10 protein-coding genes are annotated in these 13,254 nt (G+C 52.4%); 2 read left to right on the top strand and 8 right to left on the bottom strand.

The genetic code is table 11. The features are described from left to right. Nucleotides 1-10 precede the first annotated feature (10 nt). Both ELR57_RS20440 and ELR57_RS20435 read right to left on the bottom strand, forming a co-directional pair. Nucleotides 11-769: a tyrosine-protein phosphatase gene (locus ELR57_RS20440; RefSeq protein ID WP_126960948.1), complete on the bottom strand. Its 759-nt coding sequence runs from the start codon at nt 767-769 to the stop codon at nt 11-13. Between the two features lie 20 nt (nt 770-789). Next, a complete protein-coding gene (locus ELR57_RS20435) occupies nt 790-1,395 on the bottom strand; it encodes a PilZ domain-containing protein (protein ID WP_126960947.1) in 606 nt (201 codons plus the stop codon). Between the two features lie 75 nt (nt 1,396-1,470). Between ELR57_RS20435 and ELR57_RS20430 the strand changes: the two genes are divergently transcribed. Beyond that, complete coding sequence (locus tag ELR57_RS20430; protein WP_126960946.1) at nt 1,471-1,890, top strand: helix-turn-helix domain-containing protein; 420 nt, start codon at nt 1,471-1,473, stop codon at nt 1,888-1,890. A 719-nt stretch (nt 1,891-2,609) separates the two neighbouring features. Here ELR57_RS20430 and ELR57_RS20425 read toward each other — a convergent pair. Further along, nucleotides 2,610-3,761, bottom strand: coding sequence for a DegT/DnrJ/EryC1/StrS family aminotransferase (locus tag ELR57_RS20425; RefSeq protein ID WP_126960945.1), 1,152 nt, complete (start codon nt 3,759-3,761; stop codon nt 2,610-2,612). Between the two features lie 6 nt (nt 3,762-3,767). Further along, nucleotides 3,768-4,748: a glycosyltransferase family 2 protein gene (locus tag ELR57_RS20420; protein WP_158630099.1), complete on the bottom strand. Its 981-nt coding sequence runs from the start codon at nt 4,746-4,748 to the stop codon at nt 3,768-3,770. Nucleotides 4,749-5,088: 340 nt separating this feature from the next. Between ELR57_RS20420 and ELR57_RS28160 the strand changes: the two genes are divergently transcribed. After that, entirely contained in the window at nt 5,089-8,640 is a 3,552-nt protein-coding gene (locus tag ELR57_RS28160) for an SGNH/GDSL hydrolase family protein (protein ID WP_202866421.1), read from the top strand. Here the strand turns inward: ELR57_RS28160 and ELR57_RS20410 are convergent. The 4 genes from ELR57_RS20410 to ELR57_RS20395 are packed head-to-tail and all read right to left on the bottom strand — an operon-like array spanning nt 8,627 to nt 13,214. Continuing rightward, nucleotides 8,627-9,808: a glycosyltransferase gene (locus ELR57_RS20410; RefSeq protein WP_126960943.1), complete on the bottom strand. Its 1,182-nt coding sequence runs from the start codon at nt 9,806-9,808 to the stop codon at nt 8,627-8,629. The genes ELR57_RS28160 and ELR57_RS20410 overlap by 14 nt on opposite strands. Continuing rightward, the gene (locus ELR57_RS20405; RefSeq protein ID WP_158630098.1) at nt 9,792-10,997 is read right to left on the bottom strand and encodes a glycosyltransferase family 4 protein; all 1,206 of its coding nucleotides are present in this window, start codon (nt 10,995-10,997) and stop codon (nt 9,792-9,794) included. Before ELR57_RS20405 ends, ELR57_RS20410 begins: the two co-directional genes overlap by 17 nt. Beyond that, on the bottom strand, nt 10,978-12,180 hold the full coding sequence (locus tag ELR57_RS20400) for a glycosyltransferase family 4 protein (RefSeq protein ID WP_126960941.1): 1,203 nt from the start codon (nt 12,178-12,180) through the stop codon (nt 10,978-10,980). Before ELR57_RS20400 ends, ELR57_RS20405 begins: the two co-directional genes overlap by 20 nt. A gap of 8 nt (nt 12,181-12,188) precedes the next feature. Continuing rightward, nucleotides 12,189-13,214, bottom strand: coding sequence for an NAD-dependent epimerase/dehydratase family protein (locus tag ELR57_RS20395; protein ID WP_126960940.1), 1,026 nt, complete (start codon nt 13,212-13,214; stop codon nt 12,189-12,191). Between the last annotated feature and the right edge of the window lie 40 nt (nt 13,215-13,254).

Here is a 13,254-nt window from a genome sequence, read left to right as displayed (position 1 = left end):
AAGGAATAAGTTAGAAAAACCAAGCTTTGCGCCAACGCTTCGTTTGCTCCGCCGCCTGGATCGGCTCGTCCCGCAGCAGGGCTTCCGCGTTGGCAAGCATGAGGTCTGCGAAGGAAGGGCTGACTTCCTGACGGGCGACTTGATAGGCTTCCTTCAGGTCAAAGCCTCGCCTATGGGGATCATGGGCGTCGGATGCCAAGAGATGAATCGTTCCTTCCCGGCACATTCGGAAAGCGGCTCTTCGAATGGCATTCCCGAAGCGTCCCAGCAGCGAATGAGAGGTCACCTGCCCCAGAGCCCCAAGCTCGGTCAGCTCCGCGAATCCGTCCGGATGGCGTATGAGCTCTGGATAGCGCTCGGGATGCGCGATGACGGGAATCAGCTTGAGCAGCTTCAGCTCGTGAATCAAATCGGTCAGACGGGCAAACTCGAAGCCGGCCGAGAGCTCGATCAGAATATAGCGGGTATCGGCGAGCGTGAGCAGTTGCCCCTTCTCCCAATCCTCCAGCAGGTGCCGGGTATGGTGAATCTCTTGGCCGGCCAGCACCTCGAGAGGGATGCCCTCTTGCTTCAGCCTGTCATTCAATTGAAGCACCGCCTCACGTACGCCGGCAGCGGCATTCATATATCGGCCGTTGCGATGATGCGGGGTGGCGATAATCTTGGTTATTCCTTGCCCGGCGGCTGCCCGCGCCATCTCGAGAGACTCTTCCATCCCGGACGAGCCGTCATCGATCCCCGGCAAGAGATGAGAGTGAATATCGATCATGAGTCACTGCTCCTCCAAGCTTAGTAGCGAAGTCGCTCATTCTGGGCTCTGTACAGAAGATGGATTCGGGACTGGCCGGGACACAGCTCGAGAAGAAGCCGATTCAGCTCGTGATTCAGCATTCTTTTCTCCGCCTGCGACATCGGACGGAACTGCATTCCGTAACGGTAGGCCGTATCGACGGGCTGTCTCCAGACGATATGGCCCGCAAGCCTCAAGGATCCATGTCCGGAGTTCCATTCGATCTCCAACCAGATTCTCGTTGAGACGGGAAACACGAGCGCGGTTCGGAAGCCGCAGCCGCCGGGACTGATGTTCAGCAGGAGAATCGGACCGGGGCTGGAACGGACCATATTGCCGTTGATTCGAACGATCCGAATCGTCGCTCGGGTATCGCTCAGCAATTGAATCCGCACATGAGAACGTCGATTGCTGGTGGAGACCTCTTGTTGAAGTTCCTCCGTTGGAATCCCCTCCGCGCAGTGTTCCGCTGGTATAAATGAGGGGCCAGACGGACATACTGGAATTAATATGATACATATCGTATCCTTTATGAGTCTAAGAGTACGATACAATTCGTAACGTGTCAAGTGTATTTTTCGAGGAAGCGCTTTATTATGCGACATTTTGTTTCATTGTAGAATTTTTGAAACAAAACGTATTATGATGGATTTATAGCTGAGGGGGGAGTCGTTAAGAGGATGAATATCGGTGATAGAATCGCAGAACTACGTGATGCCAAGCGACTTACGCAGGAACAATTATCTACCTCCCTTGGAATCTCTCGCGCCGCTTTGTCTCATTATGAGAAGAACCGGCGGCAGCCTGATTTCGACACGCTTATTAAGCTCGCGGACATCTTCGGAGTCTCCGTGGATTATATGCTCGGAAGAACCAGACGTCCCGAGATTACCCTCGACCCCATCGTTCGGGATTTCGTCGATCAACTGGAATTGTCCGAACAGGAGATCCTGGAGCAGTTCACCCTTACGGTGGATGGACGCAAGCTAAGCACGGAGGAGGCCAAACGATTCATCGCCTTCGTGCGGGCCGAGCGCGCGATGGGAGCAACGGCGGCCGAAGCCCCGAGACAAGCCTCCAATGCATCGGAGAAGCCATAGAAGCCATAAACCGAAGACCGCTATGTCAGCGGCATGGTATTCAACAAGAAAGGATTGAGCCGCTATTAAGAGCGGTTCAATCCTTTCTTGTCCTGCGGGGCGCTTAAATTGCTTTCTAATCGCTTTCTAATCGCCGTTCTCTTCGGCCGCGTTCGCCAGCTGCCAATTGTTGTAGTTCAGACCGAGCTGCTCCAGTATGGTTCGAATGTCAACGCTGACTTTCTCCGTCTCTTCTCTCTCCATTTGCTCTCTCTCCATCTCTATCAACGAATCGGCTCTCATCCTTCAACACTAACCTTTCCGACATAGTAAGTTCAGTTCCGAACGTTATGAGCCTTTATTACCCTCATTATACAAGCATTGATCGGTAGAGCCTGTCGCAATTCCTGCTCGATAGCTAACACGCAGGTTCTATTTTTGTCGAGGAGGGCCGAAAGTCTTATCTTCTTCTCGGTCGATAGACGATTGGAGCTTCTTGCTGACTTTAGTGCATATATAGGAAAAGAGAAGATTGAAAATTCAATCTTCTCTTCGTCCGTTCTGACTCCCCGCTAGTCATTAGCCAATTAGCGAGGCCCTCTGCCGGAGTAGCTTGGGAAGTGCTCGAACACCACGGCTTGGTGAACGATGATTTGCGGAGCATCGTATTTCTTCATTCCTATCACCTCGCTTTCTAATTTTTATTTTATGATACGTATTGTATCATGTCAAATAAAGAATTAATTAACAGGAGATTCGGCCGTTAACCCGCCAAATTCGTAGATATAATGAACCGAATCGCAAATATAATCCACCGTTTCTTCAGAAAGCGTCGAATATAAAGGTAGAACGAGCACTCTTGAAGCTATGGATCTTGCATACCTAAGTTGTCCAGCCTTTCCCAGATGCCTGTAGCTATCAAAGTCGCTGCATAGCGGATAAAAGTATTTTCTGGTAAACACATTTACTTGTTTCAGCCGGTCATGCAGCTCGTCCCTTGTCATCCCGAATTCGTCGGATTCGATCAATACGGGAAAGTAAACGTAATTGGGAATCACGCCGGGTTTATCATGCATCAAAGTCAAACCCTTGATAGAACTTAACCTTTGGCGATATTGGAGCGTCAGCTTCCTTCGTTTCTCCAATTCGACATCGATATACCTCAAGTTAATGACGCCCATCGCAGCTTGGAATTCGTTCATTTTCGCGTTCGTGCCGATCAAATCAACCGCTTCCGGGGAGTGAATCCCAAAGTTTCTCAACTTGTTCATCAGCGGTTTATAAGGTCGATGATTATATGCCAAGGCTCCGCCTTCAATGGAATGGAATACCTTTGTCGCATGAAGACTGAACATGGAGATGTCGCCAAAGTTGCCGATTCCGGTTCCATTTACACTTACGCCAAAAGCATGCGCCGCGTCATAGATTACTTTCAGCTTATGCTTCTGGGCGATCCGATCGATGGACACCACATCGCACGGAGTTCCGAATACATGAACCGGGATTATCGCGGACGTCTTGTCGGTAATCAAATCCTCGATCTTCGATGCGTCGATATTGAAGTCCTCCGGGCGGATATCGCAGAAGACGGGAGTCAGACCGCAATTGGAGATTGCGTGAACAGTCGAAGCAAACGTAAAGGGAGTCGTAATGACCTCGCCTTGCAACCCTAGCGTTTTGATCGCAATCTCCAAAGCCATATGACCATTTACGAATAACGATACATTTTCCACATGCAAGCGTTCCGTCAATTTAGCTTCGAACTCTTGATGAATCGGGCCGTTGTTGCTTAGCGTAACGGTCGACCATATTCTTTCTATTTCTCTCATGTATTCTTCCATCGGCGGAAGAAAAGGCCTGTACAACAATATCGGCGTATCAGGGATGTCCATATTCGCTCATCCTCCACTCGTTCGGTAGTGTCGCATATTTCTCCGCAGCCCGCTCCACACTCTTCTAGAATTATAGAAGGAAGCGAGGGACAAAAAGAACATCCCTTGTAGCAGTTGCCCGTTGACGAGATGGATCGAGCCTTTGCGGTAATAAAACGTTCCTTTGACGTTGCGGTTAAAACGCCTCATTCCCTCCGCAGTCATCTTCTGCTTAAACTCAGCAAGAAACTGATCGTAAGTAAGCTCTTCCTGGCCCTTTCGCCTGCGAATGATGTTCTCCTTGATCCGAAGAAAATTGATATCCTGAGTCGATGTAGTAGCCAGCATCAAGCTTCCTAAGTGCTTGCGATATTTGAATAAGGGTTCCGGTATATTGACGACCGCTCCGTGTTCAGCCATTCGCGAGCTCAGCTCCGGATCCTCCGCGCCGGTATACCCTTGCTTATATCCCCCCACATTCAGGAAAGTGCGCTTCTCATAAAAGACGGACGAATGGTTCACTAAGAAATAGTCGCCTCTGGCCATCCATTCCAAGTATTCTTCAAAGCTTGTCGGGCTGGCGCTCAGAGTTCCGACTACATCTCCTTTTTCATTAATAAGCTGCGCTGCCGTTCCTAGCATGACAAGGGGAATCTCATGATTCCAGCTGTCACGAAATCGAATTTGCCGACTCAGCTTATCTTCATGCCATAGGTCATCCGCATCGCATTCCGCGATCCAGTCCGCGCTTGACAACGAGACACCGTAGTTACGTGCAATTTCGACTCCTTGGCCTCCGGCATTGGGAAAGATCCTGAACCTCGGATCCGCATTCACGAAGGCTTGAACAATTCGAACGGTTTCATCTGTCGAGCCGTCATCGATGACAATCACTTCAATACCTTGGTAGGATTGCCGGGCAATCGATTCTAACGTTTGCAGAATGAACTTAGCTCCGTTTCGAACGGGAATAACCACGCTGACTCCGACAGATCCGTTCTTTGTCATATCCGTCTTCCCTCCCATTTGTCGCATGCGGGGGCCTTTAACACGGCTTAAACTCGCAACGTTTTTTTATACGATCCGCTGCATTTACTCCATACATTTACATACTATGATACATTATGTATCTGGTCAATGTATTTATCCTAGTTTTGTTAAACATTAGATAAAATAAATAGGTACTAAGTATCCAATCCGAATTTTTTCGACAGCATACGTTATGGTAAGAAGACCTGTACATGCTGGATTGAATTGATAGAAAGACATGCCCTTCGTCCCATAATCCACTTGGATACCAATCGTATCTTCAAAATATAAAGAATATTGTTTAGGAGATGATGCGAACATGGCCAGCGGCGACATGCAGAAAAGTGTCTACGACAAAGACAACAATGGTGTGGTCGATCAAGCCGCAAAGCTCCAAACGGCAAGAACGATCGCCTTGACTGGAGATGTTACCGGCAAGGCTGCCTTCGACGGCTCTGCCAACGTGTCGATCGCGACGACTCTCTCCGGGGGATCTGCCTCTTCCGCTATCGTCGCCTATAACCTTCCGAATATCCGCGTTGTCGGCAAGCGGAACGAAGCAAGCTTCACAGGTGCCGAGACCTATGCGGGCAAGGACAGCGTGACAGGCACCAAAGGAGGAGTAACGTTCCGCCAGAAGCATATCTTTACCGTGAACAGCTCGGACGTGCAGTGGGTCTTCCAAAATCCAAGCTCGTGGAATACGGCCTCTCTCGAATTGAAGGTGACGCTCGAAGTGCCGTCTGGGACGGGAGATGTCACATTCTACCCCTTGACGGTTAACGCCTCTCGAACCATTACGGTCGGCTCGGATCAAACCGTCCGCACCGACAAGTTCCGCGGCGCCTTCACGAAAGGGCAGACGGTATACCTGCGTATCTATGCCAAGACCAAATGGCCGCTCAACTGGCGGATGTCCATTAGCGCGGGGGACGGTTGGATCGATGGGGATCTGACCAACCAAACTGCCGGTGTCTTCAACAATTCCCAATACTATAACGGTACGACTATAGTTAACGGGGCGACGACCGAGAGCTCCACCTGGAGCATGCTGTCTCCACGCGAGGGCAACGGATATGGTGCGATCCTATGCATAGGCAGGCCTAATCCCGGCTCCGCCCCTTATCCGGTCGTCGCTTTGTTCGGCGATTCCATCTCTAAGGGTGTTGGAATGGGGAGCAGCACCTATGGCCTCTCCTACGGCTTCATGCAGATGGCTGTTAATGCCGCCGGAGGCTCATGGATCGATCTCGGAGGAAACGGAGAATCGCTGGAAGACGTCGTTATGAACAACGGATATGTCTCCACTTACGTTAGCGATCGCTTTAGCTTCCTGCCCTATTGCACGCATGCTATGATCGAGTATGGGGTAAACGACATTAATTCGCCTCATAACCAGGGCAGTACCGCTATCTCGTCTATTACAAATCTCTATCAAACGCTGATAAGCGGAATCAAGAATGCTGGCGTTAAGGTTTATTCCTGCGTTCCCGGCGTCAGCACATCGTCGACTGACAGCTTTAGCACGGTAGCCAACCAAACTCCTACCGCCGCCAATTTCAAATTGAGAGCGAACGGTGGCAATGAAGTATGGGGCGACCTTAATCGGTGGCTTCACGGATCGTCTGTCCAAACCGTGTCGGGATCAGTAATTCCCGCTCCAATCGGTCTCGATGCCGTATTTGACACAGGCATAATCGTTACGACAAGCAAGACAAACGGCGATCCCGTTTGGAAGGCCTCCTATACAAACGATGGAATCCACCCGAACAGTACGGCACATCCGTTGATGGCTGCCTTAATACCCGCTTCCGCATTTGCCATAAGTGCCGTTAGCGGCGGCGGAAGCGGATCAGGCGATATGTCGAGAAGTACTTACGATACCAATGGCGACGGTATCGTCGATCAGGCAGCCAAGCTGCAGAACGCTCGCAACATTATCCTTGCAGGAGATGTGTCGGGATCTGCCAGCTTCGACGGTTCCAAGGACGTAACGATTACCGTTTCCGCTCCAAGCACCGGCGACATGAAGAAGAGCGTTTACGACACCAACGGCGACGGCATCGTCGATCAAGCCTCCAAGCTGCAGAACGCTCGCAACATTATCCTTGCGGGAGACGTTTCGGGATCCGCCAATTTCGACGGCTCCAAGGACGTGACGATCACCACTTCCGCTCCAAGCTTCGGGGACATGAAGAAGAACGTTTATGACGCGAACGGCGACGGGGTCGTCGATCAGACCGCCAAGCTGCAGAACGCTCGTAACATTATCCTTGCAGGAGATGTGTCGGGATCCGCCAACTTCGACGGCTCCAGGGACGTGACGATCACCACTTCCGCTCCGAATTTCGGCGACATGAAGAAGAGTGTTTATGACGCGAATGGCGATGGCATCGTCGATCAGGCAGCCAAACTGCAGACTGCCCGCACGATCTCCCTGACGGGGGGCGTGTCGGGCTCAGCAACCTTCGACGGTTCCTCGAACGTGACAATCTCGACGACGGTCATCGGTACGGGAGCTGGCATTCGAGGCCAAGTCATTCTGAATGCGACGGCCGGAACGGATGCGACAGCCGCTTTTCAGAACGCGATCGCGACGCTGAACACCTTAGGAGGCGGAACCTTAGTTATTCCGGCCGGGGAATACTTCCTAAGGAAGCAACTGGTTCTGAATAAGATCATCATCAAAGGGATGGGGGCGGGAGTTAGTCTAATTACGGTAGATACTAGTCTTGGAGACGGTGTCGCAGCCATCCTTATGAACCCTCCCGGTTCAGGGTTTACAACCGGGATGGAGGACGTAACGCTTCGAGGGGGAACGGGAACCTGGACGCTTGGAGTAAAAACTCGTGCTTACAATGGCGTGGAGATGACGAAACGCTCCTTCCTAAATCGGGTTAATATCTCCGACTTCGGACATGGTCTCGTCATAAACGGCGCAAGCCATTCCTCGATGACGCATTGTTACTTCAGCGGCTCTTACTACAACGTTTATTTCAAGAACGACCAAGGCGACCATAATTTTATCGACTGTACACTCGATCATGCTTCCTTCGCCGCAATCGCTGTCGCCTCCGATCATTCCGGCCATCCGGAGACGTTCTTCCTCCGATGCCATCTCTCCGTCTGCCCGTTCGGCATCTATCAGGAGGCTCCGGTAAGCGGAGTGAACCCGATAGCTTTTCTTATCGAATGGGTGCTCGACAGCGTTCGTTTCGAGGGAATCGGCAACGCCGCCATCTATTCGGAATCATGGAACAGCAACCCCGGACTTGGCGCGGGCGGACTCATCGGCGTGACGATTCGCAATCCAGGCTTCGGCTGGTATGTCGATGTTTCCAACACTCTTTCGGCGTATCCGACGGCCGAATCCGTTATCGTGGGTCAATGTCGAGGGACGATCATTTATGAGCCCGGACTAAGCGGCTTCACCTACTATAACTCCGATACGCTGCCGGGGATTCGCATTCGAGACAATGCCGCCAAGTGGGTTGGCTCCTTCGACAACACAAGCTTCAACATTCTCGGAGGCTACTTCACAATCAATGGCCAGGCTCGAAGCGACAAGGCCTATAAAGGAACTTCGGGAGGCAACGTGTTCATCGACCAAGCCCCGATGAGACTTGTGAACGGGTATTATCAGATGTGGCAAATCACTCTTACTCTTAAGAATTACGTCAACAGTACCTCTACCGCTCAGAGCATTCCATTCCAGTTCCCTCTGACCGATATGGCTCAGGCAACGCTACTCCAGAACACGACCGGAATGCCGGCTTCCGCCATCCTCCAGACAAATTACGGTAATGCGATTCAGTTGAATCCGAACAGCAAGACGTCCTATTCCGGAACGATTATCTTTATCGGATATTAGAGCGCAGTGGGCTTTCTCGCCTGTCGAAATACGACTCCGGGGAAAGCCCTGTTTCGTTGATAGAAGGCTGTAGCCCCATTACGGATTGAACAAGCTGAATCAGCCGATTCCGGAATTCCTGCTCTCCGAATTTCTCGGCGTGACGCCGGATTGAAGCAGAATCCCAGTTCCGCGACTTTGCTTCTTCCATGGCCATGATGAGGTCGGGTACGCTCTGCCTATCGAAGAAGAGACCGTTGACGGCAGGATCTATCGTATCAAGAGCGCCTCCCCCGCGGAAGGCGATAACCGGACGACCGCAAGCGTTTACCTCAAGCGGCGTAATGCCGAAGTCTTCGAGTCCTGGGAAAAGAAAAGCGAGACAATGCTGCATGTATCGTTCGATCTCACCATCAGATAGCCTTCCCATAAAACGTACGGTCGGACCTGCAAGCGACTCCAGACGAACTCGATCCGGACCGTCTCCGATCACGATTAGCTTCTTCTTTGCCCTCGTGCAGGCTTCAACAGCCAGATCGATCCGCTTATAGGAAACGAGCCTAGAGACGACCAGATAATAATCTTCCGGCGGCATTTCCGATAGCTTGAACCTGGCTACGTTCACGGGCGGGAAGATCAGATCGGAAGGGAGGCCGTAATAGCTCTCGATGCGACGTTGAACAATGGATGAGATAGCCACGAGCCGATCGACCTTGCCGGAGTTGCGCTTATCCCAGAGCCGGAGCGGAAGCATGGCCCATCGCGCGATCGCCTTCTGCAGGGAACTCACTTCGTTCGACTCCATGTACGTAGAGAAGTCCCAAGCGAATCTCATCGGGGTGTAGCAATAGCAGATATGGCGGGTCGAACCGCGTGCGGTGACGCCCTTCGCGAAAGCGCTGCTTGAGCTGATGATCAGATCGTAGCCTTTGACCTTCATGGTGGATACGGCGAATGGGTACAGCCAGAAGAAGTGCTTGGAGTGCTTCAGAATGCCTGGAATTCGCTGCATCCAGGAAGTTCGGATGTCCGCCATCGCAAGCTCCGGCCATAGCCGCTCATGATCCAGAATGGTCGTATAAATAGGAGCCTCCGGGAACATCTGGTGAAGCAGGCCGACAACCCGCTCCGCACCGCCCATCTGATTCAAGTAATCGTGAACGATGGCAATTTTATAAGGACTGCTCATAGGTTTGTCCTTCCTTCGGTCGTTGTGTCCCTTGTTTGGAGTCGGCGAGAATCTTGCGGTAGACGCTCTCTATTTTCTGCACTGCGCTGCGAATCGTAAACTGCAAGGCGACCCGGTCCGACGCAGCTTCGCCGATCCGCTGACGGAAGCAGTCGTCCGACAGCAGCCGTTCGGTCTGATCGGCAAGCGCCGTAATGTCCCCTGTCGCATAAAGCAGCCCGCTGCGTTCCGGTTCAATAATCTCCGGAACGCCCCCTCCGTTCGTTGCGACGACGGGGACAGACTGGGACATCGCCTCGATGATGACTCGTCCGAACGGCTCATTTTCCGAGCAAAGCCAGAGCACGTCAGCCGCGCAGCAGTGCTCCATCACATCGTCCCGGAACCCGGTGAAGCGCACCCGTTCCATGAGGTTTGCCTTCCTGACAAGGTCATGAAGGGAAGCCAGATAGACACGATTCTCCTCTCTGAACTTCGCTTCCCCGATAATCCACAGATAGGCGTTCTGTCCTCTGCGAACCAGCTTCTCCAATGCAAGGATTGCATCGGCCTGGCGTTTCCATGGGGTAATCTGCCCGACGATAACGACAAGCTTCGCGGTGTCCGGAGTTTCCCACTTTGCCCTCAGAGCGCTGCGGATTCGCCTCCTTTCCTCCGGCGAGAACGATTTAGGCTCGACTCCGTTATGGATGAGCTCCAGCTTCTGTTGCAGAGAGGGTGTCTCGAAGCCCTCCATGACCGAGCGCGAGATGCATAAGATCGATCGGGCCGATAAACGTGCGAGCAGCCTCATTCCCCGTCCTATCCAGCCGCCGGGAGGAATGTCCTGAGAATGCCAGACGGTCGGCGTGCGATGCCACCAAGAGAACGTCGCCGCCATCATTCCCGCGCGAAGGGAATTAGCATGGATCACGTCTATGCCTTTATTGCGAATGGCCCTCGCGAATCGAAAGCCCGCCGCCGCCATGCCAAAGCTGTCCTTAACCAGGCGAATCGGATTGCGGGACAGCCGAGCCTCGCAGCTATCGAGAGTTACCGTAGGAATCTTCGCCTTGCGCGCCCGATCGATCAAGTCACCCTCTGGGGCGAAGATGATCGGATGGATACCCTGCAGATTGCTCGCAATCGAGAGCAAGTTGATCTCTCCGCCACTGACCGTGCTCGTATGATTATAGAAGGCTACTTTCATACCTGCAGTACTCCTTTCTATGTTCAATAGCCTCATTAAACACTTCAGTAATTCGCTCAGCAATCCTGCCCCATGTATAATGCTGCAGAACATGTTCGCGGCATGCGTCTCTCCCGATCATCGACTCGGAACCATTAAGGATAGAATATACCTTCCTCGCGATCGCTTCCGGACTCCCATCATCAAATAAAAGTCTCTCCGAGAAGCGCGTAAGGATCTCCTTTGTCCCCCCGTAAGGTGTCCCAAGCACGGGAGTTCCGCAAGCCAGCGCCTCTGCTGTAACGAGCCCGAACCCCTCCAGTGTAATCGTCGGTACGACGGCTAGATCAGCCGCCTGGTACCACGATACGAGGTCTTCCGTGCTCACCCTGCCGAGAAGCGTCACCCTGCTTCCGAGCTGCAAGGAATCAATGACTCCCTGAAGCTCTCCGCGCAAAGGTCCTTCCCCGATAATACATAGCCTAACCGGCGAAGAAGATTCCCGTATAAGGTCCGGCATCGCACGGATCAGATTGTCGATGCCCATGCGGCGAACAAGCCTTCTCGCGCAGACCAGAAGCTTCTCTTCGGGCCGGATTCGAAGCCGTCTCCGCAAGGCTTCGCGATCCAGCGCGGGCTTGAATCGCTCCGTATCAACCGCGCCCGGAATCACATGAATCCGTTGCTCGGAGATCCCGAACTCTTCGGAGAGCAAGCTTCGGAAATAGTCGCTTAATACGATGAAAGCGTCGGACCTTCGATAAATGGACTGCTCGATGCTCTTCTTCATACGGATTCGCAGAAGCTTGGATAAAGAACGGCCTTGTTCCTCCGCTAGCGATTCCAGCGACCATGGGCCGTGAAAGTGGGTCACGATAGGGATATGCCGGGGGAGTGATTTCCTGCCGACCATGGCAGCGTATAGCGCGAAGTGCGGATTGAATACATTCGGCTCGTTCTCCCTGCTCTGGCTTATGATCCCCCGGTAGAACGACCTCACGCGCTTCATCGTCGTCAGCGCGGGGAGCGCTTCTGCAATATCGCGAACATAATCAGGAGCTGAAAGCGGCTTGCCTTCCCCGCTAATAAGCCCTTCGACGGAATGTCCTTGTTCGACCATGGCTCTCAAGTAATCTGCGAAGTATTGATTGAGCCCTCCCGGATGATGCTCGTGCCACTCCATGCCTGTCGCCAGAATCCTCATATCATCCCTCACAATCTTAGAATGCCGCCATGAAGCTCGATATCCTTAATAATTCGGTGCCACTTGGATAGCTCTTGATACCATTTAAGCGTAATCGTCTGCGCGTTCCGAACAATCTTGCCCGTGAAGAGAGCGTCATAGATCTCGCGAACGCCCTCAGTAACCGTCCGGCTTGGAGACCAGTTCAAAACGGAAGAGATCTTGTCGCAATTCACACGGTAGGAGCGAAAATCGGCATCCCCGACCCATTGGATCTGTACTTCTCCCGGAAAAGCGGAGGCGACCTCCGTAGCCAACCTTCCCAGTTGATAGTTATTCGCCTCAGAACCGACATTGAAAATCTCTCCATTCACCGACTCTTGATCAGCCTTCAGCATAAGACACATGACATCCGAGGTATCCTGGACATGAATGAACGGTCTCCATTGTCGGCCGTCTCGATTCAGAGGCACGATGCCATTCTCCCAAGCTTCGATCGTCATGGAGTTTACCGCTAGATCGAACCGCATTCGCGGCGAGTATCCATATACTGTCGCCTGACGGAGGATAATGACCGTGTATCCCCAATCAGCCAACTCTAGAACGCCCCGTTCCGCCATTTCATTCGCTTTCGCATAAGTGGTTAGCGGGTTCGTCGGCGAGCGCTCGTCCACGATGACCTCTTGCTCTTGATAGCCGTATAGACTGCAGGAGGATGGAAGGATATAGCGCTTGGCTCCGGCGAGTTTTGCCAGCTTCGCTGTGTTGACTCTGGACAGATAGTTGATCTGATAAGTCTCCTCCACGAAACATTCTCCGCTCGGATCGTTGGAGATTGCGACCAGATCGATTACGGCATCGACGCCTTCGAAGAACTCAAGCGTCAACCTTCTCGTGTCCTCCCTCACAAGCGTAAGGTTCGGATGCTCAGCCAGCGTATCCGCTCCGAAGAAAAAGCGATCGATCGCCTTCACCCGGTAGCCCTGCCTGAGCAGCTTGGGGACCAATACGCTTCCGATATAACCGCCTGCTCCCGTTACTAAGACCGTCTCCATTCCTCATTCTCCGTTCCATTAAAAGGATGATTTCTCTCTC

The sequence above is a fragment of the Cohnella sp. AR92 genome (genome assembly GCF_003990975.1).
GTDB lineage: Bacteria > Bacillota > Bacilli > Paenibacillales > Paenibacillaceae > Cohnella.
This window is presented reverse-complemented; position numbering and strand designations above follow the sequence as displayed.

What these genes read in the sequence shown, in the direction of transcription:
- ELR57_RS20440 (WP_126960948.1), bottom strand. Translation starts at nt 769, where the DNA reads ATGATCGATATTCACTCTCATCTCTTGCCGGGGATCGATGACGGCTCG.
- ELR57_RS20435 (WP_126960947.1), bottom strand. Translation starts at nt 1,395, where the DNA reads ATGTCGCATAATAAAGCGCTTCCTCGAAAAATACACTTGACACGTTAC.
- ELR57_RS20430 (WP_126960946.1), top strand. Translation starts at nt 1,471, where the DNA reads ATGAATATCGGTGATAGAATCGCAGAACTACGTGATGCCAAGCGACTT.
- ELR57_RS20425 (WP_126960945.1), bottom strand. Translation starts at nt 3,761, where the DNA reads ATGGACATCCCTGATACGCCGATATTGTTGTACAGGCCTTTTCTTCCG.
- ELR57_RS20420 (WP_158630099.1), bottom strand. Translation starts at nt 4,748, where the DNA reads ATGACAAAGAACGGATCTGTCGGAGTCAGCGTGGTTATTCCCGTTCGA.
- ELR57_RS28160 (WP_202866421.1), top strand. Translation starts at nt 5,089, where the DNA reads ATGGCCAGCGGCGACATGCAGAAAAGTGTCTACGACAAAGACAACAAT.
- ELR57_RS20410 (WP_126960943.1), bottom strand. Translation starts at nt 9,808, where the DNA reads ATGAGCAGTCCTTATAAAATTGCCATCGTTCACGATTACTTGAATCAG.
- ELR57_RS20405 (WP_158630098.1), bottom strand. Translation starts at nt 10,997, where the DNA reads ATGAAAGTAGCCTTCTATAATCATACGAGCACGGTCAGTGGCGGAGAG.
- ELR57_RS20400 (WP_126960941.1), bottom strand. Translation starts at nt 12,180, where the DNA reads ATGAGGATTCTGGCGACAGGCATGGAGTGGCACGAGCATCATCCGGGA.
- ELR57_RS20395 (WP_126960940.1), bottom strand. Translation starts at nt 13,214, where the DNA reads ATGGAGACGGTCTTAGTAACGGGAGCAGGCGGTTATATCGGAAGCGTA.